This window comes from Micromonospora sp. NPDC004704 (assembly GCF_053601675.1).
The window spans coordinates 95,709-119,586 of record NZ_JBSGCD010000024.1 but is presented as its reverse complement, the minus strand read 5'-3'; the positions used below and the strand labels follow the sequence as shown (position 1 = coordinate 119,586).

The window sequence follows — 23,878 nt, the reverse complement described above, 5'->3', positions numbered from 1 at the left end:
GTCGAGCCCCGCGCAAGCCGCCGCCCCAACCGCCCCGCCTGGCCGACTCGCGCCGCCGGCTCCGGCTGGGCACCCTGCTCGCGCTCGCGCTCTTCGCCACCATCGGCATCCGGCTCGTCGTCCTGCAGGTCGCGCAGACCCCCGCGTACGCCGAGGACGGCGTCTCCGGTCGGCTCCGGCCGGTGATCCTCGCCGCCCCCCGGGGCGCGATCTACGACCGCTCCGGCGCGGTGCTGGCACACAGCGTCGAGGCCCGCTACGTCTACGCCGACCCGAGCATGGTGACGGACCCGGCCGGTACCGCCGACAAGCTGTCGCCGCTGCTCGGCATCCCGCGTTCCACCCTGATGGCGGACCTGGCCAAGAAGAAGACCCCGGGGGGCGGTGTCTCCCAGTTCCAGTACCTGGCCCGGGGGGTCGAGATCGGCACCGCCAAGAAGATCATGGACCTCAACCTGGAGGGCATCAACACCGGCCAGGACGAGCGGCGGGAGGTGCCCGGCGGGGACCTGGCGGCCAACCTGATCGGCTTCATCGGCGAGGACATGACCGGGCTGGAGGGGATTGAGGCCCGGTACGACGAACTGCTGCGCGGGGTCCCCGGCAAGCGGGTCTTCGAAGCCGGTGGGGGCGACCTGAACAGTCCCATCCCCGGCGGCTACGACAAGACAACCGAGCCGAAGCCGGGCAGCTCGCTGGGGCTGACCATCGACCGCGACCTCCAGTACGAGTGCCAGCGGATGCTCAGCACGTCCGCCCGGGAGGAGAAGGCCACCGTCGCCGCCGCCGTGGTGATCGAGGTCAAGACCGGTGCGGTCCTCTGTCAGGCCAGCCACCCCACCTACAGCGCGGCCGACTGGAAGAACAGCGAGCCGACCGACCGGGAGGACGCGGCGACCAGCTTCGTCGTCGACCCCGGCTCGGTGCACAAGGCGATCACCTTCGCGGCGGCGCTGCAGGAGGGCGTGATCAAGCCCGGTGACACCATCACGGTCAACAACACCATCAGGAAGGGCGGCAAGCCCTTCCAGGACACCCACCTGCTGCCGGCCGGCGTCAACCAGGCCCAGATGAGCCTGCCCGGCATCCTGGCCTACTCGTCCAACGTCGGCACGATCAAGATCGCGGACCGGCTGGGCCCGCAGAAGCTCTACGACTACCAGCGCAGGTTCGGGCTGGGCGAGGCGACCGGCGAGGGGGTGCCGGGCGAGGCCACCGGTCGGGTGCTCCCGCCGGACCAGTGGAGCGCCAGCTCGTACGGGTCGATCCCGATCGGGCACAGTGTCGACGCCACGCCGTTGCAGATGGCCGCCGCGTACGCCGCGATCGCCAACAACGGCACCTGGATCCAGCCGCACCTGGTCAAGGAGACCATCGCGCCCGACGGCACCCGCAAGCCCGCCCCCGCACCGCAGACCCGACAGGTGATCAGCCCGGAGAACGCGGCCGCGTTGCGGGAGATGCTGGAGGCGGTGGTGACCGTGCCGGACGCCACCGGAGTCAAGGGCGCGGTCCCCGGTTACCGGGTGGCCGGCAAGACCGGCACCGGCCTGCGGGTGCTCAACGGCTCGTACGCCCCCGGTGAGGTCGCCTCGTTCATCGGCATGGCCCCGGCGGAGCAACCCCGGTACGTCGTCGCGGTCTTCGCGTACACGCCGGGTGGTGGCGGTGGCGACGTCTCCGCCCCGGTGTTCAGGAAGATCATGAACTTCACGCTGACCCACTACCGTGTGCCCCAAACGGTGACGAAGCCGCCGAAGTTTGTTGTCTATCCCCGCTGACCGGCCAATACGGGACATCATCGGTGGGTGCGGGCAAACCACCGGGGCGGCTGTGTGGTGCGGGTCCCTCGACCCGGTAGGGTCTGACGCCGTGCCCGGCAATCCACGTCCACGCACGGTGATTCCGATCCGGCTCCGCGAACTCGCCGACCGGCTCGGGGTCCAACCGCCTGACGACCCCGCCCTGGCGGTGACCGGGGTGACCCACGCCAGTGGCGAGGTCCGACCCGGTGACCTCTACGCGGCGCTGCCCGGATCACGCCGTCACGGCGCGGAGTTCGTGTCGGCGGCGGTCGCGGCCGGCGCGGTGGCCGTACTGACCGATCCGGAGGGGACTCCGGCCGCGATCGCCGCCGGACTCCCGGTGCTGGTCGTACCGGACCCCCGCGCGGTGCTCGGCACCGTGGCCGCCGCGGTCTACGGGGAGCCCACCGCCGGGCTGATCATGATCGGCATCACCGGTACCGCCGGCAAGACCTCCACCGCGTACCTGGTCGAGTCGGGGCTGCGGGCCGCGGGCCACGTCACCGGCCTGATCGGCACGGTGGAGACCCGGCTCGGCGACCTGCGGGTGGACAGCATCCGTACCACCCCGGAGGCCACCGACCTGCACGCCATGCTCGCCGCCGCCCGGGAGCAGGGGGTGACCGCGGTAGTGATGGAGGTCTCCAGCCACGCGCTGGCCATGGGGCGGGTCGGCGGAGTCCGGTTCACCGCCGGTGGTTACACCAACTTCGGCCAGGACCACCTCGACTTCCACACCGACGCGGACGACTACTTCGCGGCCAAGGCCCGGCTGTTCGACGGCCGGTGCGACGTCGAGGTGCTCAACCTCGACGACAGGGCGCTGCGCCCGCTGTTCAAGCCGGCGACGGTCAGCTACTCGGCCGCCGGTGACCCGGACGCCACCTGGCGGGCCACCGGGATCAGCGGCTCGGGTTACGCCCAGCGGTTCACCGTCCTCGGCCCGGACGGGCTGGCGCTGGACACGACGGTGGCGCTGCCCGGTCGGCACAACGTGGCCAACGCGCTGCTCGCGATCGCCCTGCTGGTCGCCGCCGACGTGGACCCGGCGACCGCGACGGCCGGGGTGGCCGCGTGTGCGGGGGTACCGGGCCGGCTGGAGCTGGTCGAGGCGCCCGGCCCGGTCCGCGGCGTGGTCGACTACGCCCACAAACCGGACGCGGTGGTCGCCGTACTGGCCGCCCTGCGTGAACTGACCGCTGGAGGTGGCCGGGTGATCTGCCTGATCGGCGCCGGTGGTGATCGGGACCGGCAGAAACGGCCGGTGATGGGTGCCGCCGCCGCGCGCGGTGCCGACCTGGTCATCGTCACCGACGACAACCCGCGTACCGAGGATCCGGCCGCGATCCGGGCCGAGGTCGTCCTCGGCGCGCGGGCCGTCGGCGACGGCGCCCGGATCCTGGAACTGGCCGGCCGGCGGGCCGCCATCGACGAGGCGGTACGGCTGGCCGAGCCCGGCGACGTGGTCGCGGTGCTGGGCAAGGGACACGAGCGCGGGCAGGAGGTCGCCGGGCAGGTGCACCCGTTCGACGACAAGGTCGAGCTGGCGGCGGCGCTGACCGCCCGGTTCGGGCACCTGGTGGAGCAGCGATGATCGCCCTCACGCTGGCCGAGGTGGCCGCCGCGGTCGACGGGCGGCTGGTCGGTGCCGACCCCACGGCCCGGGTCACCGGTCCGGTCGAGTTCGACTCCCGCAAGGTCCGGCCCGGCTCGCTGTTCGTCGCGTTTCCCGGCGAACACGTCGACGGCCACGACTACGCCGCCGCCGCCGTGCAGGCGGGTGCGGTCGCGGTGCTCGGCACCCGCGAGGTCGACGGGGTGCCGATGGTGCTGGTCGCCGACGCGCTCACCGCGATGGGGCCGCTGGCCCGCGCGGTGGTGGACCGGCTGCCCGAGCTGACCGTGATCGGGCTGACCGGCTCGTCCGGCAAGACCAGCACCAAGGACCTGGTGGCGCAGCTCGTCTCCCGGCTCGGCCCGACCGTGGCCCCGCCCGGCTCGTTCAACAACGAGCTGGGGCATCCGTACACCGCGTTGCAGGCCGACGAGCAGACCCGTTTCCTGGTGCTGGAGAAGGGCGCCCGGGGCCCCGGTCACGTGCGTTACCTGACCCGGGTGGTGCCGCCCCGGATCGCCGTGGTGCTCAACGTCGGGGTCGCCCACGTCGGCGAGTTCGGCTCGGTCGAGGCGATCGCGCAGGCAAAGGGCGAGCTGGTCGAGGCGTTGCCGGCCGCGGCCGACGGCGGGGTCGCGGTGCTCAACGCAGACGACCCACGCGTACGGGCGATGGCGTCGCGGACCACCGCCCGGGTGGTGCTGGTCGGGGAGGCCGGCGACGCCGAGGTACGCGCCACCGGGGTGACCCTGGACGACCGGGGCCGAGCGTCGTTCCTCCTGGTCACGCCGGACGGGAGCGTCCCGGTGCGGCTCGGGCTGTCCGGCCGCCACCAGGTCGGCAACGCGCTCGCGGCGGCTGCCGTGGCACTCGAGGTCGGGCTGCCACTGGCCGACCTGGCCACCGCGCTCGGTGAGCTGAGGCTGGTGTCGACCCGCCGGATGGACGTCTTCGACCGCCCCGACGGCGTGACGGTCATCGACGACTCGTACAACGCGAATCCCGCCTCGATGTCGGCCGCGCTGCGTGCGCTGGCCGAGTTCGGGCGGGACCGCAGGACCGTCGCGGTGCTCGGCTACATGGCCGAGCTCGGCGAGTTCGAGCAGCAGGGACATGATGAGGTCGGCCGGCTCGCGGCCGATCTGGGTGTCGACCGGCTCTTCGTGGTTGGTGACTCGGCGGCGCCGATCCACCACGGGGCGTCGGCGGTAGGTACTTGGGGAGGAGTGTCGGTGCTGGTGACCGATCAGGCGGAGGCGGTGGCCGCGGTACGGGCCCAACTACGCCCGGGCGACGTGGTCCTCGTGAAGGGCTCGCGCTACCGCACCTGGGAGGTGGTCGACGCGCTGCGCGCCGACGCCACGACGGGGACCGGGAACGGGACCGAAGGGGTTGACGCGTGAGGGCGGTCATCGTCGCCATCGGCGTGTCCTTCCTGGTGTCGCTCTTCGGTACGCCGCTGGCGATCAAGCTGTTCACCCGGCTCAAGGCGGGCCAGCCGATCCGGGCCGAGGGCCCGATCATGCACCAGGGCAAGAAGGGCACCCCGACCATGGGCGGGGTGGTGTTCATCATCGCCACGGTGATCGCGTACGTCGCCGGTCACCTGGCCCTGACCACGCTGCCGAGCCAGCAGATCGCCCAGGTGCAACCGACCATCACCGCGCTGGTGCTGCTGGGCCTGATGGTCTTCGCCGGTGCGGTCGGTTTCATCGACGACTTCCTGAAGGTCCGCAAGCGCAACAGCGCCGGGCTGAACAAGCGCGGCAAGCTGCTGGGGCAGATCCTGGTCGGCGCGGTGTTCGGGGTGATCGCGCTCTACTTCCCCAGCACCAACGGGCAGACCGTGGGCTCCACGACGCTGTCGTTCATCCGGGACATCAACGCGCTCGAGGTCGGCAAGATCGCCTCGGTGATCATCTTCATCTTCGTGGTGATGGCCTCGACCAACGGGGTGAACCTGACCGACGGGCTCGACGGCCTGGCCACCGGCGCCTCGGTGATGGTGCTCGCCGCGTACGCGTTGATCGCGTTCTGGCAGTACCGGCACTGGTGCGCCGACCCCGACTACAACATCCGCCCCTCGACCTACTGCTACGAGGTACGCGACCCGCTGGAGATCGCACTGATAGCCGGGGCGGCGGCCGGGGCCTGTGTCGGCTTCCTCTGGTGGAACACCTCCCCGGCGCGGATCTTCATGGGTGACACCGGCGCGCTCGGCCTGGGCGGGTTGATCGGCGGCATGGCGATGTCCACCCGTACGGTGCTGCTCCTGCCGATCATCGGTGGCCTCTTCGTGATCATCACGATGTCGGTGGTGATCCAGATCATCTCGTTCCGGACCACGGGCAAACGCGTGTTCCGGATGTCCCCGCTGCAACACCACTTCGAACTGGCGGGGTGGAGCGAGGTCAATATCGTGGTCCGGTTCTGGATCATCGCCGGGATCGGGGTCGCGATCGCCCTGGGCCTGTTCTACAGCGATTTCCTCGCCTCCGTCACCTGATCGTCACCGGGCTGCCGCCCGGCCCGGGTACGGGTGGGACACCTCCGCCGATCGGGCGGTTCCCACCCGTACTCCGGGGGTCGGCTCCGTCGGGTAGCCGACCCGGATCCGACACGCCGACCGTCCGCCTGCGGTGACGCGGTACGGGATGCGTCGATGATGGGCCGATGACTGCGCTGGGTGGGACCCGGGGGCCGGCGAGATGACGGGCGAGCAGCCGCGGCAGCCGGCCGCCGCCGGACGTACGACAGGATCGCCCGGACCGGGTCCGAAGCGACCGCCCGGTCCCGGCCGGGCGGACCTCGACCTGGCCGGCGGCCTGGCCGCCCTGCGCGGGCTGCTTGACCGCCCGCTGGCCTCCTACTACCTGCTGCTGTCCAGCGCCGGCCTGCTGCTGGTGATCGGGCTGACCATGGTCTTCTCCGCCACCAGCGTCACCGAGTACGCCGAGGGCGGCAACGCCTTCGGCGCGCTGGCCAAGCAGACCGTCTTCGCGGTGATCGGGCTGGTCGCCTTCTGGGCCTGCCAACGCCTGCCGGCGCGGACCTTCCGTGCCCTGGGCCGGCCGGTCCTCGCCCTGGCGGTGGGCCTGCTGCTGGTGCTCAACGGACTGCTGCTGCTGTTTCCGTACGGGGATCCCGACGACAAGGAGGGCAAGCTCGGCCCGTTGATGGCCAGCCTGAACTGGCTGCATCTGGGCCCGGTCCAGGTGCAGCCCTCGGAACTGGCGAAGTTCGCCCTGGTGCTCTGGGGCGCCGACCTGATCGCCCGCAAGGGCGCCGCGCTGGGCTACTGGCGGGAACTGGCGCTGCCACTGTTCCCGGTCGTCGGCCTGCTCTTCCTGCTGGTCGGGTACAACGACCTCGGCACCATGCTCTGCCTGCTCGCCGTGGTGGTCGGCCTGCTCTGGGCGGCCGGGGTACGGATGCGGGTCTTCGCCGTCCTGTCGATGCTCGGGCTGGCCGGGGTCGGCCTGCTGGTCGCCGCCGCCTCCGGCGGTGGCGGTTCGGGCACCGACGGTGCCGACAACTACCGCCTGCTGCGGCTCACCTCGTTCCTGAACCCGCCGGAGAACTGCGCCGAGGACGCCTGTTACCAGGCCCGGGAGGCGCTGCTCGCGATCGACCACGGCGGCTGGTTCGGGGTCGGGCTGGGCCGGGGGACCGGCAAGTGGAACTGGCTGCCGATGGCGCACAACGACTTCATCTTCGCGGTCGTCGCCGAGGAACTGGGCGTGGTCGGGTGCGCGGTGGTGCTCGCCCTGTTCGCCGTGCTGACGTACAGCGGGTTGCGGATCGCCCGGCGGGTCGACGACCCGTTCCGGCGGCTCGCCGCCGCCGCCGCGACCACCTGGCTGGTCACCCAGGCGATCATCAACGTCGGCGGGGTCACCGGGATGCTGCCGATCACCGGCCTTCCGCTCCCGTTCATCTCCGACGGCGGAAGTGCCCTGGTGGTGACCCTCGCCGCGATCGGCATGCTCGCCTCGTTCGCCCGCGCCGAACCGGACGCCGCCCGAGCGCTGAACGCCCGCCCGCCGGCCCGATGGGTACGACTAGTCTGGGCCCCGTTGCCGCCGCTTTCCACGGGCCGGCGCACGGGATCGAGTCCCGGTGCCGCCGCCCGTGATGCCGAGTCCCGATCGGGTAAGCGGCGCGACGGGCAGGCTCGGCCGGACGGTGGTCGGGCGCCGGGTGGTCGGGCGGCACGGGAGCGTGCCGGCTCGGCGAACGAGAGGAGACGCTGATGGGTCCGCTGCGGTCGGTTGTGCTTGCCGGAGGTGGCACCGGGGGGCATATCTACCCGCTGCTGGCCTTTGCCGACTGCCTGCGTCGTCACGACCCCGGTGTACGGATCACCTGCGTCGGTACGCCGCGCGGCCTGGAGAACGAGCTGATCCCCCCGCACGGGTACGACCTGCGTCAGATCCCGGCGTACCAGCTTCCCCGGTCGATGAACCTGAACCTGCTGCGTACCCCGGACCGGATGCTCAAGGCCTCCCGGGCCGCCGGCAAGGTGCTCGACGAGGTCCGCGCGGACGTGGTGGTCGGCTTCGGCGGGTACGTCTCCGTGCCGGCGTACCTGGCCGCCTGGCGGCGGGAGCTGCCGATCGTGATCCACGAGGTGAACGTGCCGCCGGGCGTGGCCAACCGGCTCGGGATGAAGTTCACCAAGCACATCGCGGTGGGCTTCCCGCACCAGCCGCAGCAGGCCGAGTCGCTGCGCGACGCCCGGGTGGTCGGGGTACCGCTGCGCCGGGGCATCACCGGGCTGGACCGGGTGGCCCACCGGGCCGCCGCACGGGCCCACTTCGGGCTCCGGCCCGACCTGCCGACCCTCTTCGTCTCCGGTGGTTCCCAGGGTGCCCGCTCGATCAACCTGGCGGTGTCCGGTGCGGCCAAGGAACTGGCCCGCGCCGGGGTGCAGGTGCTGCACGTGATCGGTGCCCGCAACGAGGGCATCTCCGTCCCCAGTGACCTGCCGGTTCCGTACGTGACGCTGCCGTACCTGTCCGAGATGGAACTCGGGTACGCCGCCGCCGACCTGATGCTCTGCCGGGGCGGTGCGATGACGGTCGCCGAGGTCGCCGCGATCGGGCTCCCGGCGATCTACGTGCCGTACCCGCACAGCAACCAGGAGCAGAAGCGCAACGCGCTGCCGGTGGTCGAGGCGGGCGGCGGGCTGCTCGTCGACGACGCCGAACTCACCCCGGGCTGGGTCGAGCAGAACGTGCTGCCGCTGGCCCGCGACCCGCGCCGGCTGGCCGCGATGAGCACCGCGGTCGCGAGCTACGGCCGGCGCGACGGCGACGAGGCGTTGCTGGACTTCGTCTACGAGGCGGTGACCCGGTGACCGGGCAGACCGCGAAGGAGAAGGTTGGCCCTATGAACACCGCGCAGTCCAGTCCGGCCGGTACGGTCGCCGCCGAGGACCTCGGCACCGTACACCTGATCGGGATCGGTGGGATCGGGATGAGCGGGGTGGCCCGCCTGCTGCTCACCCGGGGCATTCCGGTCTCCGGCAGCGAGTTGCGGGAGTGGCCGGCGCTGGCCTCCCTGCGGGCCCTCGGCGGCACGATCCACATGAGTCACGAGGCGGCCAACCTCGACGGGGTGGACACGGTGGTCTACTCCACCGCCATCCCGCAGGACCACCTGGAGATGGTCGAGGCGCGCCGGCGCGGGCTGCGGGTGCTGCACCGGTCGGAGGCGCTGGCGGCGGCGATGACCGGGCACCGGACGATCGCGGTCGCCGGGACCCACGGCAAGACCACCACCACCTCGATGCTCACGCTGATCCTCCAGCAGGCCGGCGAGGATCCGTCGTTCGTGATCGGTGGCGAGATCTCCGAGGCCGGGTCGAACGGCCACCACGGCAGCGGGCAGTACTTCGTCGCCGAGGCCGACGAGAGCGACCGCTCGTTCCTGCTCTACCGGCCGTACGTGTCGATCATCACGAACATCGACGAGGACCACCTCAACACGTACGGCGACTACGCCGGGCTGGAGGCCGGGTTCGCCGAGTTCGCCCGGCTGACCGACCGGGACGGGTTCGTGGTCACCTGCGCCGATGACCCGGGCACCCACCGGCTGGCCGAGGCGCTGCGCGCGGAGGGTCGGACGGTCTACACGTACGGGCTGGCCGCCGACGCCGACCTGCGACTGTCCGAGGTGGCCTCCTCGGCCGCCGGTGCGCGTTACCTGGCCACCCTGGACGGCGAGTCGTTGGGCGAGATCCAGCTGCCGATCCCCGGCCGGCACCTCGCCCTGAACAGCGCCGCCGCGGTGCTGACCGCGCTGAAGCTGGGCCTGCCGGTGTCGGCGGCGGTGACCGCCCTCGGCACCTTCCCCGGCGTACGCCGGCGGTTCGAGCGCAAGGGTGTGGTCGACGGGGTGCTGGTCTACGACGAGTACGCCTACCACCCGACCTCGATGACCGCCGCGCTGCAGACCCTGCGGGAGGTGGCCGGTGACGGGCGCCTGATCGTGGTCTTCCAGCCGTACCGGGTCTACCGCACCCGCGACCTGCAGGACCAGCTCGCCGCCGCGCTCGGCATCGCCGACGAGGTGGTGATGCTGGAGGTCTTCGGTCCGGGTGAGGTACGCCAGCCGGGGGAGGGCGCGGTGGCGCTGACCGCGGCCGTACCGCTGCCGGCGGAGCGGAAGATCTTCCTCGAATCCTGGGCGGACGTGCCGGCCGAGGTGGTCCGGCGGGCGGGGCGGGGCGACGTGGTGGTGACCATGGGCGCGCCGCCGATCTCGCTGATGGGCGACGAGCTGCTCGCCGCGCTCGCCGGTGAGCCGGCCGAGGCCGTTCGGGACACGGTCGCGGCCCCCGGCCCGGCCGGATCGACTCCAGCCGGCGCGTGACGCCGGGTACGCCTCCCCGAGGCCGTCCCGCCGCACCGGGTTCGGGCGCGTCCGCCGGGCCCGGTGCGACCGGCCGGGGCGGCGCCGAGCGGCGGTGGCGACTGGTCCGGGCGGGTAGTGACGCCGTACCGCCGTCGGCCCGGCGTTTCATGCGCCGGGCCCGGCAGCGCCGGTTGCGTGCCGCCCTGCCCTGGGCCGGCGTCGGCGCGGTGCTGGTGCTCGCTGCCCTGGTCACCTGGGTCGTCTACGGCACCTCGCTGTTCGGGGTCGGCGAGTTGCGGGTGACCGGCACCGCCCTGACCACCCCCGAGCAGGTACGCGGTGCGGCCGGGGTGCCGGCCGGGCTGCCGTTGGCCCGGGTGGACCTGGCCGAGGTCCGGGACCGGGTCGGTGACCTGCCGCCGGTCGAGCGGGTGACGGTTTCCCGGCAGTGGCCGGGCACCCTGCTGGTCGAGGTGGTCGAGCGGACCGCCGTGGCGGTGGTGCCCCAGGGTCGGCAGTTCGCGGTGGTGGACGGTGCGGGTGTGGTGTTCCGGACGCTGCCGCAGCGGCCGGCCGGGTTGCCGTTGGCCCGGGTCGCCTCGCCGGGGCGCGACGACGCCGCCACCCGGTCGGCGTTGCAGGTGCTGGCCGCGCTGACCCCGCAGTTGCGCGAGCAGCTCGTCGAGGTGGCGGTGGAGGGTCCGGCGCGGATCGTGGTGAAACTCCGTGGCGACCGGACCGTGGTCTGGGGCGACTCGACCCGCAGCGACGCCAAGGCGACGGTGGCCACCGCGCTGCTGGGCCGGGACAGCGACACCATCGACGTCAGCTCGCCGGACGTGGTGACCATTCGCTGAACCCGATGGCTGCGCCCCGGTCCGGGGTGCGGGCCGCCGGTTCCGTTGGGCCACCGGGTTCGTGAGCGCGGTTGACCGATTGTGGACGGGCGTGGCGACACGCCGCGCAGGTCCTTGGTTGACGACGCACGGGCGCTTACGTTGCCCGGAGAGGATCAGTGGTTGACATAACTATAACTCTCTAGTAGAGGGTGAGGGTTTCCCTTCGCCCGCTCGTACCGGGGTGGATGTCGACCATGGTCCAGCCGGGCCGCGTGACGGGCCGGCGCCGCCAATCTCGAAGGGAAAGGACCCCGATGACACCTCCGCACAACTACCTGGCGGTCATCAAGGTCGTCGGCATCGGAGGCGGCGGCGTCAACGCCGTCAACCGGATGATCGAGGTTGGGCTCAAGGGCGTCGAGTTCATCGCGATCAACACCGACGCCCAGGCCCTGCTGATGAGTGACGCCGACGTCAAGCTCGACGTCGGCCGGGAGCTGACCCGGGGGCTCGGCGCGGGCGCCAACCCCGACGTCGGCAAGAACGCCGCCGAGGACCACCGCGACGAGATCGAAGAGGTGCTCAAGGGCGCCGACATGGTCTTCGTGACCTGCGGTGAGGGCGGCGGTACGGGCACCGGCGGCGCGCCGGTGGTGGCGAACATCGCCCGCAAGCTCGGCGCCCTGACCATCGGCGTGGTGACCCGTCCGTTCTCGTTCGAGGGCAAGCGCCGGCAGGTGCAGGCCGAGGCGGGAATAGAAGAACTCCGCAACCAGTGCGACACCCTGATCGTGATCCCGAACGACCGGCTGCTCGCCCTGGGTGACCGCGGGATCAGCATGATGGACGCCTTCCGTCAGGCCGACCAGGTGCTGCTCTCCGGTGTGCAGGGCATCACCGACCTGATCACCACCCCCGGTCTGATCAACCTCGACTTCGCCGACGTCAAGAGCGTGATGAGCGGCGCCGGCAGTGCGCTCATGGGCATCGGCAGTGCGCGTGGTGACAACCGGGCCGTGGAAGCGGCCGAGGCGGCCATCTCCAGCCCGCTGCTCGAGCAGAGCATGGACGGGGCGCGGGGCGTACTGCTCTCCATCGCCGGCGGGTCGGACCTCGGTCTGTTCGAGATCAACGACGCGGCCCAGCTCGTCACGGACGCGGCCCACCCGGACGCCAACATCATCTTCGGTGCGGTCATCGACGACGCGCTCGGCGACGAGGTCCGGGTCACCGTGATCGCGGCCGGGTTCGACGGCGGTACGCCCTCGTACAAGGCGGCCGAGCCGCCGCGCAAGGTGAGCCAGTCGCAGCCGCAGGCACAGCCCGCCGTCGCCCACGGTTCGGCGTCGACCGCCCAGAGCACCCCGCCCGCGCCGACCCAGTCGACCCGTCGGGTGCTCTTCGACGACGTGGACGTGCCGGACTTCCTCAAGAACGGTTCCTGAGCCGGCCCGATGAACGCACCAGCCAGCGCGGCGCAGCTCGACCGCCGCGCGCAACTCGCGGCCAGCCTCGCCCGGACCAGGGCCAGGATCGCCGACGCGGCGGAGGCGGCCGGCCGTACGCGGGATGCGGTCACCATGGTCGCCGTGACCAAGACGTACCCGGCCAGTGACGCAGTGTTGCTGGCCGGGCTCGGTGTCCGGGAGATGGGCGAGAACCGGGACCAGGAGGCAGCGCCGAAGGCGGCCGAGGTGGCAGCCGCCGGAGTGGACGTTCGCTGGCACTTCGTCGGCCAGCTGCAGCGCAACAAGGCCCGTTCGGTGGTCACGTACGCCGACCTCGTCCATTCGGTGGACAGCGTCCGTCTGGCGGGCGCGTTGGCCGCCGCCGCGGACCGGCACCGGGACCGTCCCCTGGGCGCGTTGGTGCAGGTCAGCCTCGACGGGGACGCCGACCGGGGCGGGGCCCTGCCGGACAGTGTCGACACCGACCGGGGCCTGGCCCCGGTGGCGGCCGAGATCGCCCGGCACGACGGACTGCGGCTGGCGGGACTGATGGCCGTGGCGCCGCTGGGCTGGGAGCCGGAGCGGGCGTTCGCGCGCCTTGCCGAGGTGGCGGCCGGTTTCCGGGTCGACCACCCGGACGCGGGGGTGCTCTCGGCCGGCATGAGCGGCGACCTGGAGACGGCGATCGCGTACGGCGCGACACATGTGCGCGTCGGTAGCGCGTTGCTCGGAATGCGTTCCACGCTGCGGTAGCCTGGCAACGGACACCAAACTACAACAGTGTTGTTTGAGGCGTACTCACCGCCATCGGGGGGTTGGGGGGACGACCGGGACACCGGTCGTCGGCGAGCGGTCTCGGACCGGTGGGCACTGCAGTGTTCACGCGCGTGACAGTGGCATGGGCACGGGGGGCGTGTCGCACGGCGGACGGAGGGGCGCGGCGATGGGTGCACTGCGCAAGGCGGGGGTCTGGCTCGGGCTGGTCGAAGAGGACGACGAGCGGGCCTACGACGACGGCTACGACAACAAGGCCGGTTACCGCGGCGACTCGCGTTACCGGCAGAGCCGGTACGCCGAGGAGTTCTCCGACGAGGACGACGAGCCGGACGAGCCGCCGGCGGTGCCGCGCTCCCGGTCCACGGACCGTGGTGGTCGGCTGTCGGAGCGTGCGGGCACCCGGTCCGGTGATCCGGACCGGTCCGACAGTGACCGGTCGGAGCGGGCCGACCGTCCGGAACGGACCGAGCGGGCCAGTGTCCGCTCCATCACCCGACCCAACTCCACCGAGCCGTCCTCCGCGCTGACGTACCACACCCGTGACAACCTGGCGCTCGCACCGCAGGTGCAGATGCGCGAGCGGGTGGCGCCGGAGGAGGACCAGCGGTACCAGATCACGACGCTGCACCCCACCACATACCGCGAGGCCCGCACCATCGGCGAACACTTCCGAGATGGTGTCCCTGTGATCATCAACCTCACCGAGATGGATGAGGCCGATGCCCGCCGATTGGTCGATTTCGCCGCCGGGTTGGCCTTCGGGCTGCGCGGTACGATCGAGCGCGTGACCAACCGGGTGTTCCTACTCTCACCGGCTAATGTCCAGGTCACCGCGGAGGACAAGGCCAAGATCGCTGAGGGTGGGTTTTTCAGCCTGAGTTAGCCCGACCGAGGGATCTCGCCTGCCGTGTCTTCGATCCTGTTCCAAGTCCTGTACCTGATCCTCTACATCTTTTTGCTGGTTCTTTTGGCCCGATTTGTCCTGGGGGCCGTGCTGCAGTACGGCCGCCGGTGGCAACCGGGTCGCGGAGCGTCGGCAGGACTCGAAACGGTGTGGAGCGTCACTGATCCGCCCCTCAAGGCGTTGAGGCGTGTGATCCCACCGTTGCGAATTGGTACCGTGAGCATCGACCTGGCCTCCCTTGTGCTCCTGGTTATCCTGTTCGTGCTGATGGAGTTCGTGTTAAGGCCGTTGATCCACGGGTGAACAGCCTGGTGACCAGCGCGCTACGCGGCCGCAACTGACCCGAGGAGTTTCGATGCCGCTGACCCCGGCTGACGTACACAACGTCGCCTTCAAGAAGCCGCCGATCGGCAAGCGGGGGTACGACGAGGAGGAGGTCGACGCCTTCTTGGACGAGGTCGAGCGAGAGCTCGCCCGTCTGATCGAAGAGAACAATGAGCTTCGCGCCCAGGTGGAGCGCGGCGGTCGTGGCGGCGCTCCAGCCGGCCCGGGTGCCGATCCCCGACTGGCCGCCGAGCTGAACGATGTCAAGGCCCAGCTCGACCGGGTGCAGCGCGACAAGGCGGCGGCCGAGCAGGCCGCCCGGGCGATGCAGGCCGAGCTGGAGCAGGTGCGTTCGCAGGGTGGCCCGGTCGCGGGCGGCGACGGCGAGCAGCAGGCACTGCGGGTGCTGATGATGGCGCAGCGTACGGCCGACGACCACGTGTCGGACGCCCGCCGCGAGGCCGACAAGCTGCTCTCCGACGCGCGTTCCAAGGCCGAGGAGGTCACCCGCGAGGCGCGGGCCAAGGCCGACGCCCTCGAGCGGGACGCGCGCCAGCGCCACCAGGAGGCCATGGGCGGCCTGGACGCCAAGCGCACCGCGTTGCAGAAGCACATCGAGGAGCTCAAGCAGTTCGAGCGTGAGTACCGCACCCGGCTCAAGGCGTACCTGGAGAGCCAACTGCGGGACCTCGACGGACGTGGACAGGGTCTCGAAGCGGAGATGACCCGGACCGACGGCAATCGGTCCGGCGGCGGATCCGCGAGCCTGGCTGCGGCCGGACTGGCCAACTCCTACGGCGGCAGCCGCTCCGGCGCGCTCGAAGCCGGGCGCTGACCAAGCTCGTACGGGTCGGCCCGCACCACACGACAACAACAGTTGGAAACGATGCGGCGAGGGGTGAGCCGTGATAGTCGGAAGTCTCCTGCTCATCCTCGTCGCGGTCGCGCTGCTCGTGCTCGGGCTGGCCAACGGTTCGAGCGTGCTGCTGATCGCCTCCATCGCGGCGAGCCTGTTGGCTGCCGTCGCACTGGTGGTGGGCGCCCGCCAGGCGGCCGCCATCCGCAACGGGGGCGGCGACCCCGAGGAGGAGTCCCTCCCGGTGGCCGGTGGCGAGGGTGTCGGTGAGCCGCACCCTCGCCGGGCCGCGGCCGGCGCTCGCGGCAACGAGTGGCGGCGGTCCGACCGGTTCGACCTCGACGACCCGGTGACCGGGCTCGACGCACCGGTCGAGGTGCTGGTCCCCCATCAGGGCGGCCAGCGTCACCAGGGTGGGCCCGACCCGATGAGCACCGACGACCCCGGCCGGCGGCAACCGGCCGAGGGCGCCGGGCCATGGGCCACGGGTCGCACCGAGGCCGGGGCGTCCGACGAGGACCCGTTCCCGGACGAGCCGGCGGAGCAGTACGTCGCCCCCGCCGACGCGGCCCGGCTCGCCCGGATGGCCGACGACGTCCTGGTGGTCGACGGCCGGCCGCGTTACCACCTCGCCGACTGCCCGCACCTGCGGGATCGGGAAACCGAACCACTACCCGTCGGCGAGGCGGTCGAACTCGGCTTCACGCCGTGCGCCGCCTGTGAGCCGAACACCAGGCTGCTCGCCGACACCCGCCGCGGCTGAGTGCCGGCACAGTGCCCACCGGTGAGGCCGTATCGGCCAGCACGGATCCCGTGACCGTCGCGGTACGGGTCAAGCCCGGTTCCTCGCGGATCCGGGTCGGCGGGGCCTTCGCGGGCCCGTACGGCTCGGCCCTGGTCATCGCGGTGAACCCGCCGGCCGTCGACGGCCGGGCCACCGAGGCCGCCCGGCTGGCGCTGGCGCGGGCCCTCCAGGTCCGCCCGGCCGCGGTGCTGCTGCGCTCCGGCGCGGCCAGCCGGGACAAGCTCTTCCTGGTCGACGGCCCGGCCGAGGTGCTGGACGCCCGGCTGCGCCGGCTGCGGGACGGGACACCGGAGTGAGGACCGTCCGCGCGGGGCGCGCATGACGCACGGCCTCGATGTCGCCCTCCTGGTCGGAGCGGCGGTGCTGCTGATCGCCGTCGGCGCGGTCCGGCTCTCGACCCGGCTCGGCGTGCCCAGCCTCCTTGTCTACCTGGCCATCGGCGTGGCGATCGGCGAGTCCGGACTCGGCATCCGGTTCGACGACGCCGAACTGACCCGCGTCCTCGGCTTCTGCGCGCTGATCGTGATCATCGCCGAGGGCGGGTTGACCGCCCGGTGGAGCATGTTGCGACCGGTGCTCGGGGTATCCGTACTGCTCTCCACCGTCGGGGTGGTGGTCAGCATCGCCGTGGTCGGGGTGGCGGTGCACCTCCTGCTCGGGCTCGACTGGCGGCTCGCCCTGCTCTACGGGGCGGTGCTCTCCTCCACCGACGCGGCCGCGATCTTCGCCACCCTCCGCCGGCTCCGGCTGCCGCCCCGGATGGTCGCCACCCTCGAGGCCGAGTCGGGCATGAACGACGCCCCGGTGGTGCTGCTGGTCATCCTGCTCGCCACCCCGGCCCTCGGCGCCCACCCGTGGTGGTGGGAGGTGCTCCTGGTCGTCTACGAACTGGTCATCGGCTCGGCGATCGGCTTCCTGGTCGGCATCGGCGGGCGGTGGACGCTGCGCCGGGCCGCGCTGCCGTCCTCCGGTCTCTACCCGATCGCCGCGGTCGGACTGACCGTGCTCGCGTACGGGGCCGGCACCGTGCTGCACGCCTCCGGCTTCATCGCCGTGTACGTCGCGGGCGTGGTGCTGGGCAACGCCCGCCTCCCGCACCGCCAGTCGATCCTGGGCTTCGCCGACGGGCTCGCCTGGCTGGCCCAGATCGGGCTGTTCGTCCTGCTCGGGCTGCTCGTCTCACCCGGCCGCCTGGGCAACGCGCTGCTGCCGGCCGTGGTCGCCGGGGTGGCCCTGGTCTTCGTGGCCCGGCCGCTGTCGGTCGCGGTCTCCGCCTCACCGTTCGGTACGAAGCTGCGCGACCAGGTCTTCCTGTCCTGGGCCGGGCTGCGCGGGGCGGTGCCGATCGTGCTGGCGACGATCCCGCTCTCCGAACGGATGCCCGGCGCCGACCGGCTCTTCGACGCGGTGTTCGTACTGGTGGTGATCTTCACGGTGGTCCAGACCTCGACGCTCGCCCCGGTGGCTCGCTGGCTCGGGGTGGTCGCCCCGGCGGAGGTGTCCGAACTGCGGGTGGAGACGGCCCCGCTGGAGCGGATGGGCGCGGACCTGCTGCAGCTGGAGATCCCGTCGGGTTCCCGACTCGCCGGGGTGCACATCGACGAACTCCGGCTCCCGGTCGGCGCCTCGGTGACCCTGGTGCTGCGCGAGGGGAGCGGGTTCGTCCCGGCTCCGGACACCCGGTTGAAGGTCGGCGACAGCCTGCTCGTGGTCGCCACCGAGCAGGTCCGGGACGCCGCCGAGAGCCGGCTGCGGGCGGTCAGCCGACGCGGGCGACTGGCCCGCTGGTTCGGCGAAAGCGGGGACGATCGTGACACATGATCTGCTAGGTTCTTTTTGCCCGGATTAGGGATTACTCCGGGCTGAAATGCGTGACATCGGTGCGGCGTGTTGTCGGACGTCTGTACGTTCCGTATTCTTGCCAACCTCCGGAGTGCGCGGCGGCCCGCCGCGCGCCCGTTTTGCAACTGGGGGACGCTATGGCCGAGCGGGCGCAAACCGCGGGCGGGGCGGCCCCGGATTCCGGCTCGTCGCCGGTGGATTCCGGCGCCGAACAGTCGGCGAACACAACGGCAGCGGAGACACCGCGGACGGCTCCGGCCGCCGACGGACCTCCGCCGGCGGTAACACCGGTCACACCGCCCAGTCCGGCGACCCTGGCGAAATGGGCGGCGGCCAGACGGGCACCGAGGTCGTCGGAGAACGGCGCGACGGCCCCGAACGGCGCGGCCGGATCCAACCTCCGGGTCGCGGAACAGACGAGTCCAGGCACCGCCGATCGCCGCGGGGAACGCGGCCGAGGGAGCGACGATGGCGAAGCCAGCTGACACCAAGACCGCAGCGGGACGCAAGTCGGCGGAGAAGGCCACCCGCAGCCCCGCGGAGACGGAGAAGATCCGGGCCGCCCTGGCAGCCCGGCGTGACGACTTGCGCGCCGAGTACGATCAGACCCTGAGCGAGATTACCGAGCTGCAGCGCGACCGGCTGACCGACTCGGCCGGGGACGACCAGGCCGACACCGGGACCAAGACGTTCGAGCGGGAGCAGGAGATCTCTCTCGCCAACAGCATCCTGGAGCGGATCACGCAGGTGGAACGGGCGCTGGAGCGGCTCGACGAGGGCGGCTACGGCTGGTGCGAGAAGTGCGGCAACCCGATCCCGGTGGAGCGGCTCGCCGCGTTCCCGTCCGCCACCCTGTGTGTCTCGTGCAAGCAGTTGGAAGAGCGACGCTGAGCGACCGGCTCGGCGCGGCGGGCGCAACCCCGCCCGCGCCGGGCCGACGGGACCGCGTCGCCGAAAGGTGAGAGGCAGTCCCGCTGAACGTCGATGGGGAGCAGATGACCGCAGTACGCCCCGCCGGACCCGACACCGCCGTACCGAAGGTGGGTGTGGGCCGACGGCGGGCGATCACTATCCTCGTGGCGACCGCGGTTCTGGTCCTCCTCGCCGACCTCGGCACCAAGCAGTGGGCCCTGTCGGCCCTGACCCCCAGCGAGCCGGTACGGCTGTTCGGCGGCGCGGTCTACCTCACCCTGATCCGCAACAGTGGCGCCGCGTTCGGTCTCGGCTCCGAGTACACCTGGGTCTTCCCGCTGGTCACCGTCGCGGTGGTGGGTTGGATCAGCTGGATGGCGACCCGGCTGCGTTCGCTGCCCTGGGCCATCTCCCTGGGCCTGGTGCTCGCCGGTGCGCTGGGCAACTTCACCGACCGGATCTTCCGGGCACCCGGCCCGTTCCTCGGGCACGTGGTCGACATGGTCAGCCTCTTCGACCCGTACGGGCAGACCTGGCCGATCTTCAACCTCGCTGACAGCGCCCTGGTCAGCGGCGTGATCCTGGCGATCCTGCTCGAACTCACCGGCCGGCAGCGGGACGGCACCCGGGTCCGGAACCGCTCGGCCGGCGCCGACGACGGGACCGACCGGGACGCCTCCACCGAGACCCGGACGGCACCGGACAACCCGGACGCCGAACCGGGCAGTCGAGATCGGGATGTGCGATGACCTCCTCCACGTACGGATCGGGACCGGCCCGCGCGGTCGGCGACCAGCGGTCGCTGCCGGTGCCCGACGGACTCGACGGGATGCGCCTGGACCAGGCCGTCGCCCGCCTGTTCGGGCTCTCCCGGACCGCCGCCGCCACCCTCGTCGAAGCCGGTGACGCGCTGGTCGACGGCACCCCCCGCCCCAAGTCCGACAAGGTCAGCGCGGGTTCCTGGCTGGAGGTGACCCTGCCGGCACCGGCGGTCGCCCCGCAGGTCATCCCGCAGTCGGTGGACGGCCTCCGGGTGATCTACGCCGACGACGACATCGTCGTGGTGGACAAGCCGGTCGGCGTCGCCGCCCACCCCAGCCCCGGCTGGACCGGACCGACGGTGATCGGCGGCCTGGCCGGCATCGGCCACACCATCGCCACCAGCGGCGCCGCCGAACGGCAGGGCGTGGTGCACCGGCTCGACGTGGGCACCACCGGCGTGATGGTGGTGGCCAAGAGCGAGCAGGCGTACAGCGCCCTCAAGCGGGCCTTCAAGGTGCGCGAGGTGGAGAAGCGCTACCACGCGGTGGTCCAGGGACACCTCGACCCGCTGCGCGGCACCGTGGACGCGCCGATCGACCGGCACCCCACCCACGACTGGCGGTGGGCGGTGATGGCCGACGGCAAGCCGAGCATCACCCACTACGACACCCTCGAGGCGTTCCCGGCGGCGAGCCTGCTCGACGTACGGCTGGAGACCGGGCGTACGCACCAGATCCGGGTGCACCTGTCCGCCCTGCGTCACCCCTGCGTGGGTGACCTGACGTACGGCGCGGACCCGACGCTTTCCGCCAGACTCGGACTGGATCGGCAGTGGCTGCATGCCCGAGAGCTCAGTTTTCTCCACCCCCGTACGGCCGAAGAGGTTCGCTTCGTCAGCGACTACCCTGACGATCTGAGGAAGGCGCTCGCCGTACTGCGCGACTGAGCGTCGAAGCGACCACCATCGACCGTCCGACAAGGGGGAGTGCCGACCGTGCGTGCCGGCGACCTGCTGCGTCAGTTGGATCGACGCCTGCTCCCACCGCTCGCCCGGAGCCTGGCCCGGCTCGGCCAGGGGCCGCTGCGGATGCGGGTGCTCACCACCGCAGCCCTGCTCTCCTCGGTCGCCGTACTGGTCACCGCGGTCTGGGCGGCGGACCGGGGGCAGGTCGGTGGTGACCCGACGGTCGGCGAGGTGACCCGGGTCGGGGTGATCGAGGGGGAGTCGATCCCCGGTTACGTCGAGTCCAGCCGGACCGAGTTGAAGGCGCTGGTCAACACGCCGCCGACCGGTCCGGGCGGGCAGACGTACGCGCTGGTCACCTTCGCGGCGTACCTGGCACCGGACCGGCTGACCCCGATCATCTCGGACGTGTCCGTCTCGGAGGTCTTCGCCCGGGTGCCGCTGCCGCAGACCCAGACGGAACTCGTCCGCATCCCGGCCATGCGCATCCCGGACGACGTGCTCGCCGGGATGCGGAAGGTCGCCGAGCGCAAGGACCGGGAGGCCGCCGACTACCGGGAGCGTGCCGCCGGGCTGCCCGCCGACGGCGACCCGGAGCTGCGTCGGCTGTACGACACCGGGGCGCAGGTCGCACTCGACGAGGCGACCGCGTACAACGAGCTCTGTTCGTGTGTCTACGCGGCCATCGTCCGGGCCGCACCGGCGGCGCTGGACCGGATCGCGGACCGACCCGGGGTACGGGCGGTCGACCCGGCGCCGGAGGTACGCCGCCTCGACCGGGCGGTGTTCACCCCGCCGCTACCCGACCAGCTCGACGTGGCCCACCCACCGGCCGACGCCGGGCTGCCCGTCCCCTCGGCTACCGGGGGGCCGAGCACCGACCCGGCCCCGAACCCCGCCACCGGGTCGCCGGTGCCGCCGACGCAGGCTCCGCCGCCGGTGCCGCCGAGTGTGAGTCCGACGACGTTCGAACCGACCACCGGTCCGCCGTCGATTTCGCCGACGACCCCGGTCGTCTCGGCGGAACCGTCGTCACCGGTGCCGTCGGCGCCCCCGAGTCTGGTCGACGATTACCTGGTGGAGCCCACGGAAGGTGAACTGGTGGCGGCTCGCTGAGCGGCGACGGTCGCACCCGCGGGGTCAACGCATTGTCTGGCGAACCGGACACTGGTGTCGGCCCTCCGGTGTGGCCTTAATAGGGTTTGCCTCATAGCCTTGTCAGGCGGGGCACCGAGGGCGCTGGGAGGGCAAGCCGTGGACGGCACCGAGACCGGCTGGAGCCGGCCGGCGGAACCAGCACCGCGTTGGCGCGCGTTGCTGGACCGAGCGCGGCTTGGCGGCGGTAGCCGCTCCGCTGAACAACCCGAACCGGAAGACCGCTGGGTGGAGGACCTTCGGGCCGCCGGCGCGTCCGCGGAACTCGCCGGCCCCCGGTCCGGTGGTGGGCAGCAGGACTGGTCCGACGTCGGCCATCCCGCCGACGTCGGTTACCGTCCGGAGCCGGTGAACCCGGCCGGTCCGGGTTACGGACCGGATCCGGGTGAGTCCCGCTACTCCGTCCTCGACAACGGCTACCGCCAGGAGCCGGCGCAGCCCGGTGAGTCCCGCTACGCGGCCCTGGAGTCCGAGTACCGCCGGACCCCGATGGAGACGGACTACGGCCGGGCGGAGCCGGGCTACGGCCGGGCCGAGCCGACCGCCTACGGTCGCCCCGAGCCGGAGTACGGCCGCCCCGACGCGGCCGGTTACGGCCGGGCCGAGCCGGGCTACACCCGCCCGGACGCCGCCGGTTACGCCCGCCCCGAGCCCGACTACGGTCGGGCGGACCCCGCCGGCTACGGCCGCCCGGAGGCTCCCACCTACGGTCGCACCGAGCCTGAGTACGGCCGGCCCGACGCGGCCGGTTACGGCCGGGCGGAACCGGGATACGGTCGCGCGGACCCGGCCGCCTACGGTCGCCCCGAGCCGGACCACGGTCGCCCGGACGCTCCCGCCTACGGTCGCCCCGAGCCCGACCACGGCCGGGCCGATCCCACCGCGTACGGCCGGGTCGATCCCGGTTATGCCCCGGCCCGGTCCGGTTCGGTCGGCGCGGCCTCGGTACCGACCGCGGTTCCGCTGCCGACCGCCGGCCCGACGGCCGGACCGCCCCCGATCATCGCGCCGCCCATCATCACCCCGGTCGTGCCGCCGGTGCCGGACCCGGTGGCACCCGCACCGGTCTCGGCGGCGGCCCGGGTCGCACCGGTACGCGGCGGTGCCGCCGTCCGGGGCGCCGCGGCACCCGCGAACGGCAACTCCTACGGCGCTCCCGGCCGGGTCGAGTGGCGGGAGGGCGCACCGGACGCCGAGGTCGACCGCGCGGTCAGCGTGCTGCGACGCGACCTCGGCACCCCCAGGGTGCTCGCCTTCGCCAACCCGAAGGGCGGGGTGCACAAGACCACCGCGACGGTGCTCGCCGCCGCCACCGTGGGCAGTGTGCGGGGCCGGGGGGTGCTCGCCTGGGACGACAACGAGCTGCGCGGCACCCTCGGGTTGCGCGCCGGCAGCGCCCGGCACGCCCGTACCATCCGGCACCTGATCACCGACCTGGCCGAGGTCGAACTGCGCACCGGTACGGACCTGACCGGGCGGCTCGACGACTACCTGCGGCACGCCTCGGACGGGTCGTACAACGTGCTGGCGGGTGAGGAGAGCCCCCGGTTCGCGTCCCGACTGGACCAGCAGACCGTACGGCGGGTGCTCGACCTGCTGCGGCGTACCCAGGACGTGATCTGCGTCGACACCGGCAACAACGTGGAGAGCGTCAACTGGCAGACGGTGATCCAGGCCGCCGACCAGTTGGTGGTCACCACCGTGCCCCGCGAGGACGCGGCGTTCGCGGCCGACTGGATGCTCGACCTGCTGCACGAGGTGGGCATGGGTGAACTGGCCGACAACGCGGTCACCCTGGTCTCCTGCCCCACACCGGGCCGGTCGCCGTTGCAGGCCGACCTGGAACGGCACTTCGCCACGCGTACCCGCGCGGTGGTCGTGGTGCCGTACGACCCGGCGCTGGAGAGCGGTTCGTCGATCGAGTACGGCAACCTCCAGCACGACACCCGGCAGGCCTGGCTGAAGGCGGCCTCGGTCATGATCGAGCCGTTCGCCCGCTGAGTCCCGGGCCG

At 72.3% G+C, this 23,878-nt stretch carries 21 protein-coding genes; all 21 read left to right on the top strand.

Translation table 11 applies throughout. The features are described from left to right. Positions 1–38: 38 nt before the first annotated feature. The 21 genes from ACWEFB_RS27330 to ACWEFB_RS27230 all read left to right on the top strand — a co-directional run bounded on the left by ACWEFB_RS27330 (position 39) and on the right by ACWEFB_RS27230 (position 23,867). Positions 39–1,781, top strand: coding sequence for a peptidoglycan D,D-transpeptidase FtsI family protein (locus ACWEFB_RS27330; RefSeq protein WP_452289884.1), 1,743 nt, complete (start codon positions 39–41; stop codon positions 1,779–1,781). Between the two features lie 91 nt (positions 1,782–1,872). Continuing rightward, entirely contained in the window at positions 1,873–3,399 is a 1,527-nt protein-coding gene (locus tag ACWEFB_RS27325; protein ID WP_452289865.1) for a UDP-N-acetylmuramoyl-L-alanyl-D-glutamate--2,6-diaminopimelate ligase, read from the top strand. Continuing rightward, a complete protein-coding gene (locus tag ACWEFB_RS27320) occupies positions 3,396–4,823 on the top strand; it encodes a UDP-N-acetylmuramoyl-tripeptide--D-alanyl-D-alanine ligase (RefSeq protein WP_452289863.1) in 1,428 nt (475 codons plus the stop codon). Before ACWEFB_RS27325 ends, ACWEFB_RS27320 begins: the two co-directional genes overlap by 4 nt. Then, positions 4,820–5,926 (top strand): phospho-N-acetylmuramoyl-pentapeptide-transferase, encoded by a 1,107-nt coding sequence (gene mraY, locus ACWEFB_RS27315; RefSeq protein ID WP_452289861.1) that lies wholly within the window; start codon positions 4,820–4,822, stop codon positions 5,924–5,926. The genes ACWEFB_RS27320 and mraY overlap by 4 nt, the downstream gene beginning before the upstream one ends. 202 nt (positions 5,927–6,128) lie before the next feature. Beyond that, positions 6,129–7,673: an FtsW/RodA/SpoVE family cell cycle protein gene (locus ACWEFB_RS27310; RefSeq protein WP_452289859.1), complete on the top strand. Its 1,545-nt coding sequence runs from the start codon at positions 6,129–6,131 to the stop codon at positions 7,671–7,673. Continuing rightward, positions 7,673–8,779: an undecaprenyldiphospho-muramoylpentapeptide beta-N-acetylglucosaminyltransferase gene (murG, locus tag ACWEFB_RS27305; RefSeq protein WP_326556770.1), complete on the top strand. Its 1,107-nt coding sequence runs from the start codon at positions 7,673–7,675 to the stop codon at positions 8,777–8,779. Before ACWEFB_RS27310 ends, murG begins: the two co-directional genes overlap by 1 nt. Before the next feature lie 32 nt (positions 8,780–8,811). Next, positions 8,812–10,296, top strand: a complete 1,485-nt coding sequence (gene murC, locus ACWEFB_RS27300) for a UDP-N-acetylmuramate--L-alanine ligase (protein WP_452289856.1) — start codon at positions 8,812–8,814, stop codon at positions 10,294–10,296. A gap of 101 nt (positions 10,297–10,397) precedes the next feature. Then, positions 10,398–11,135 carry a cell division protein FtsQ/DivIB gene (locus ACWEFB_RS27295; protein WP_452289882.1) on the top strand — a complete coding sequence of 246 codons (738 nt, stop codon included), beginning with the start codon at positions 10,398–10,400 and terminating at the stop codon, positions 11,133–11,135. Positions 11,136–11,431: 296 nt separating this feature from the next. Next, a complete protein-coding gene (gene ftsZ, locus ACWEFB_RS27290) occupies positions 11,432–12,562 on the top strand; it encodes a cell division protein FtsZ (protein ID WP_452289854.1) in 1,131 nt (376 codons plus the stop codon). A 9-nt stretch (positions 12,563–12,571) separates the two neighbouring features. Next, positions 12,572–13,318, top strand: coding sequence for a YggS family pyridoxal phosphate-dependent enzyme (locus ACWEFB_RS27285; protein WP_452289852.1), 747 nt, complete (start codon positions 12,572–12,574; stop codon positions 13,316–13,318). A gap of 190 nt (positions 13,319–13,508) precedes the next feature. Further along, positions 13,509–14,225, top strand: a complete 717-nt coding sequence (locus tag ACWEFB_RS27280; protein WP_452289850.1) for a cell division protein SepF — start codon at positions 13,509–13,511, stop codon at positions 14,223–14,225. 24 nt (positions 14,226–14,249) lie between these two features. Then, positions 14,250–14,549 (top strand): YggT family protein, encoded by a 300-nt coding sequence (locus tag ACWEFB_RS27275; RefSeq protein ID WP_326556774.1) that lies wholly within the window; start codon positions 14,250–14,252, stop codon positions 14,547–14,549. A gap of 52 nt (positions 14,550–14,601) precedes the next feature. Then, on the top strand, positions 14,602–15,405 hold the full coding sequence (locus tag ACWEFB_RS27270; protein WP_121155746.1) for a DivIVA domain-containing protein: 804 nt from the start codon (positions 14,602–14,604) through the stop codon (positions 15,403–15,405). Between the two features lie 70 nt (positions 15,406–15,475). Beyond that, positions 15,476–16,189, top strand: a complete 714-nt coding sequence (locus ACWEFB_RS27265; protein WP_452289847.1) for a hypothetical protein — start codon at positions 15,476–15,478, stop codon at positions 16,187–16,189. A gap of 11 nt (positions 16,190–16,200) precedes the next feature. After that, a complete protein-coding gene (locus ACWEFB_RS27260) occupies positions 16,201–16,527 on the top strand; it encodes a DUF167 domain-containing protein (RefSeq protein ID WP_452289845.1) in 327 nt (108 codons plus the stop codon). 22 nt (positions 16,528–16,549) lie between these two features. Then, positions 16,550–18,052: a potassium/proton antiporter gene (locus ACWEFB_RS27255; protein ID WP_326556778.1), complete on the top strand. Its 1,503-nt coding sequence runs from the start codon at positions 16,550–16,552 to the stop codon at positions 18,050–18,052. Positions 18,053–18,541: 489 nt separating this feature from the next. Further along, entirely contained in the window at positions 18,542–18,964 is a 423-nt protein-coding gene (locus ACWEFB_RS27250; RefSeq protein WP_326556779.1) for a TraR/DksA family transcriptional regulator, read from the top strand. A gap of 104 nt (positions 18,965–19,068) precedes the next feature. Further along, positions 19,069–19,734, top strand: coding sequence for a signal peptidase II (gene lspA, locus ACWEFB_RS27245; protein WP_326556780.1), 666 nt, complete (start codon positions 19,069–19,071; stop codon positions 19,732–19,734). After that, positions 19,731–20,693, top strand: a complete 963-nt coding sequence (locus ACWEFB_RS27240) for an RluA family pseudouridine synthase (protein ID WP_452289841.1) — start codon at positions 19,731–19,733, stop codon at positions 20,691–20,693. Before lspA ends, ACWEFB_RS27240 begins: the two co-directional genes overlap by 4 nt. A gap of 48 nt (positions 20,694–20,741) precedes the next feature. Further along, the gene (locus ACWEFB_RS27235) at positions 20,742–21,827 is read left to right on the top strand and encodes a hypothetical protein (RefSeq protein WP_452289839.1); all 1,086 of its coding nucleotides are present in this window, start codon (positions 20,742–20,744) and stop codon (positions 21,825–21,827) included. A 528-nt stretch (positions 21,828–22,355) separates the two neighbouring features. Further along, positions 22,356–23,867: an ATPase gene (locus ACWEFB_RS27230; protein ID WP_452289880.1), complete on the top strand. Its 1,512-nt coding sequence runs from the start codon at positions 22,356–22,358 to the stop codon at positions 23,865–23,867. The last annotated feature ends 11 nt before the right edge of the window (positions 23,868–23,878 follow it).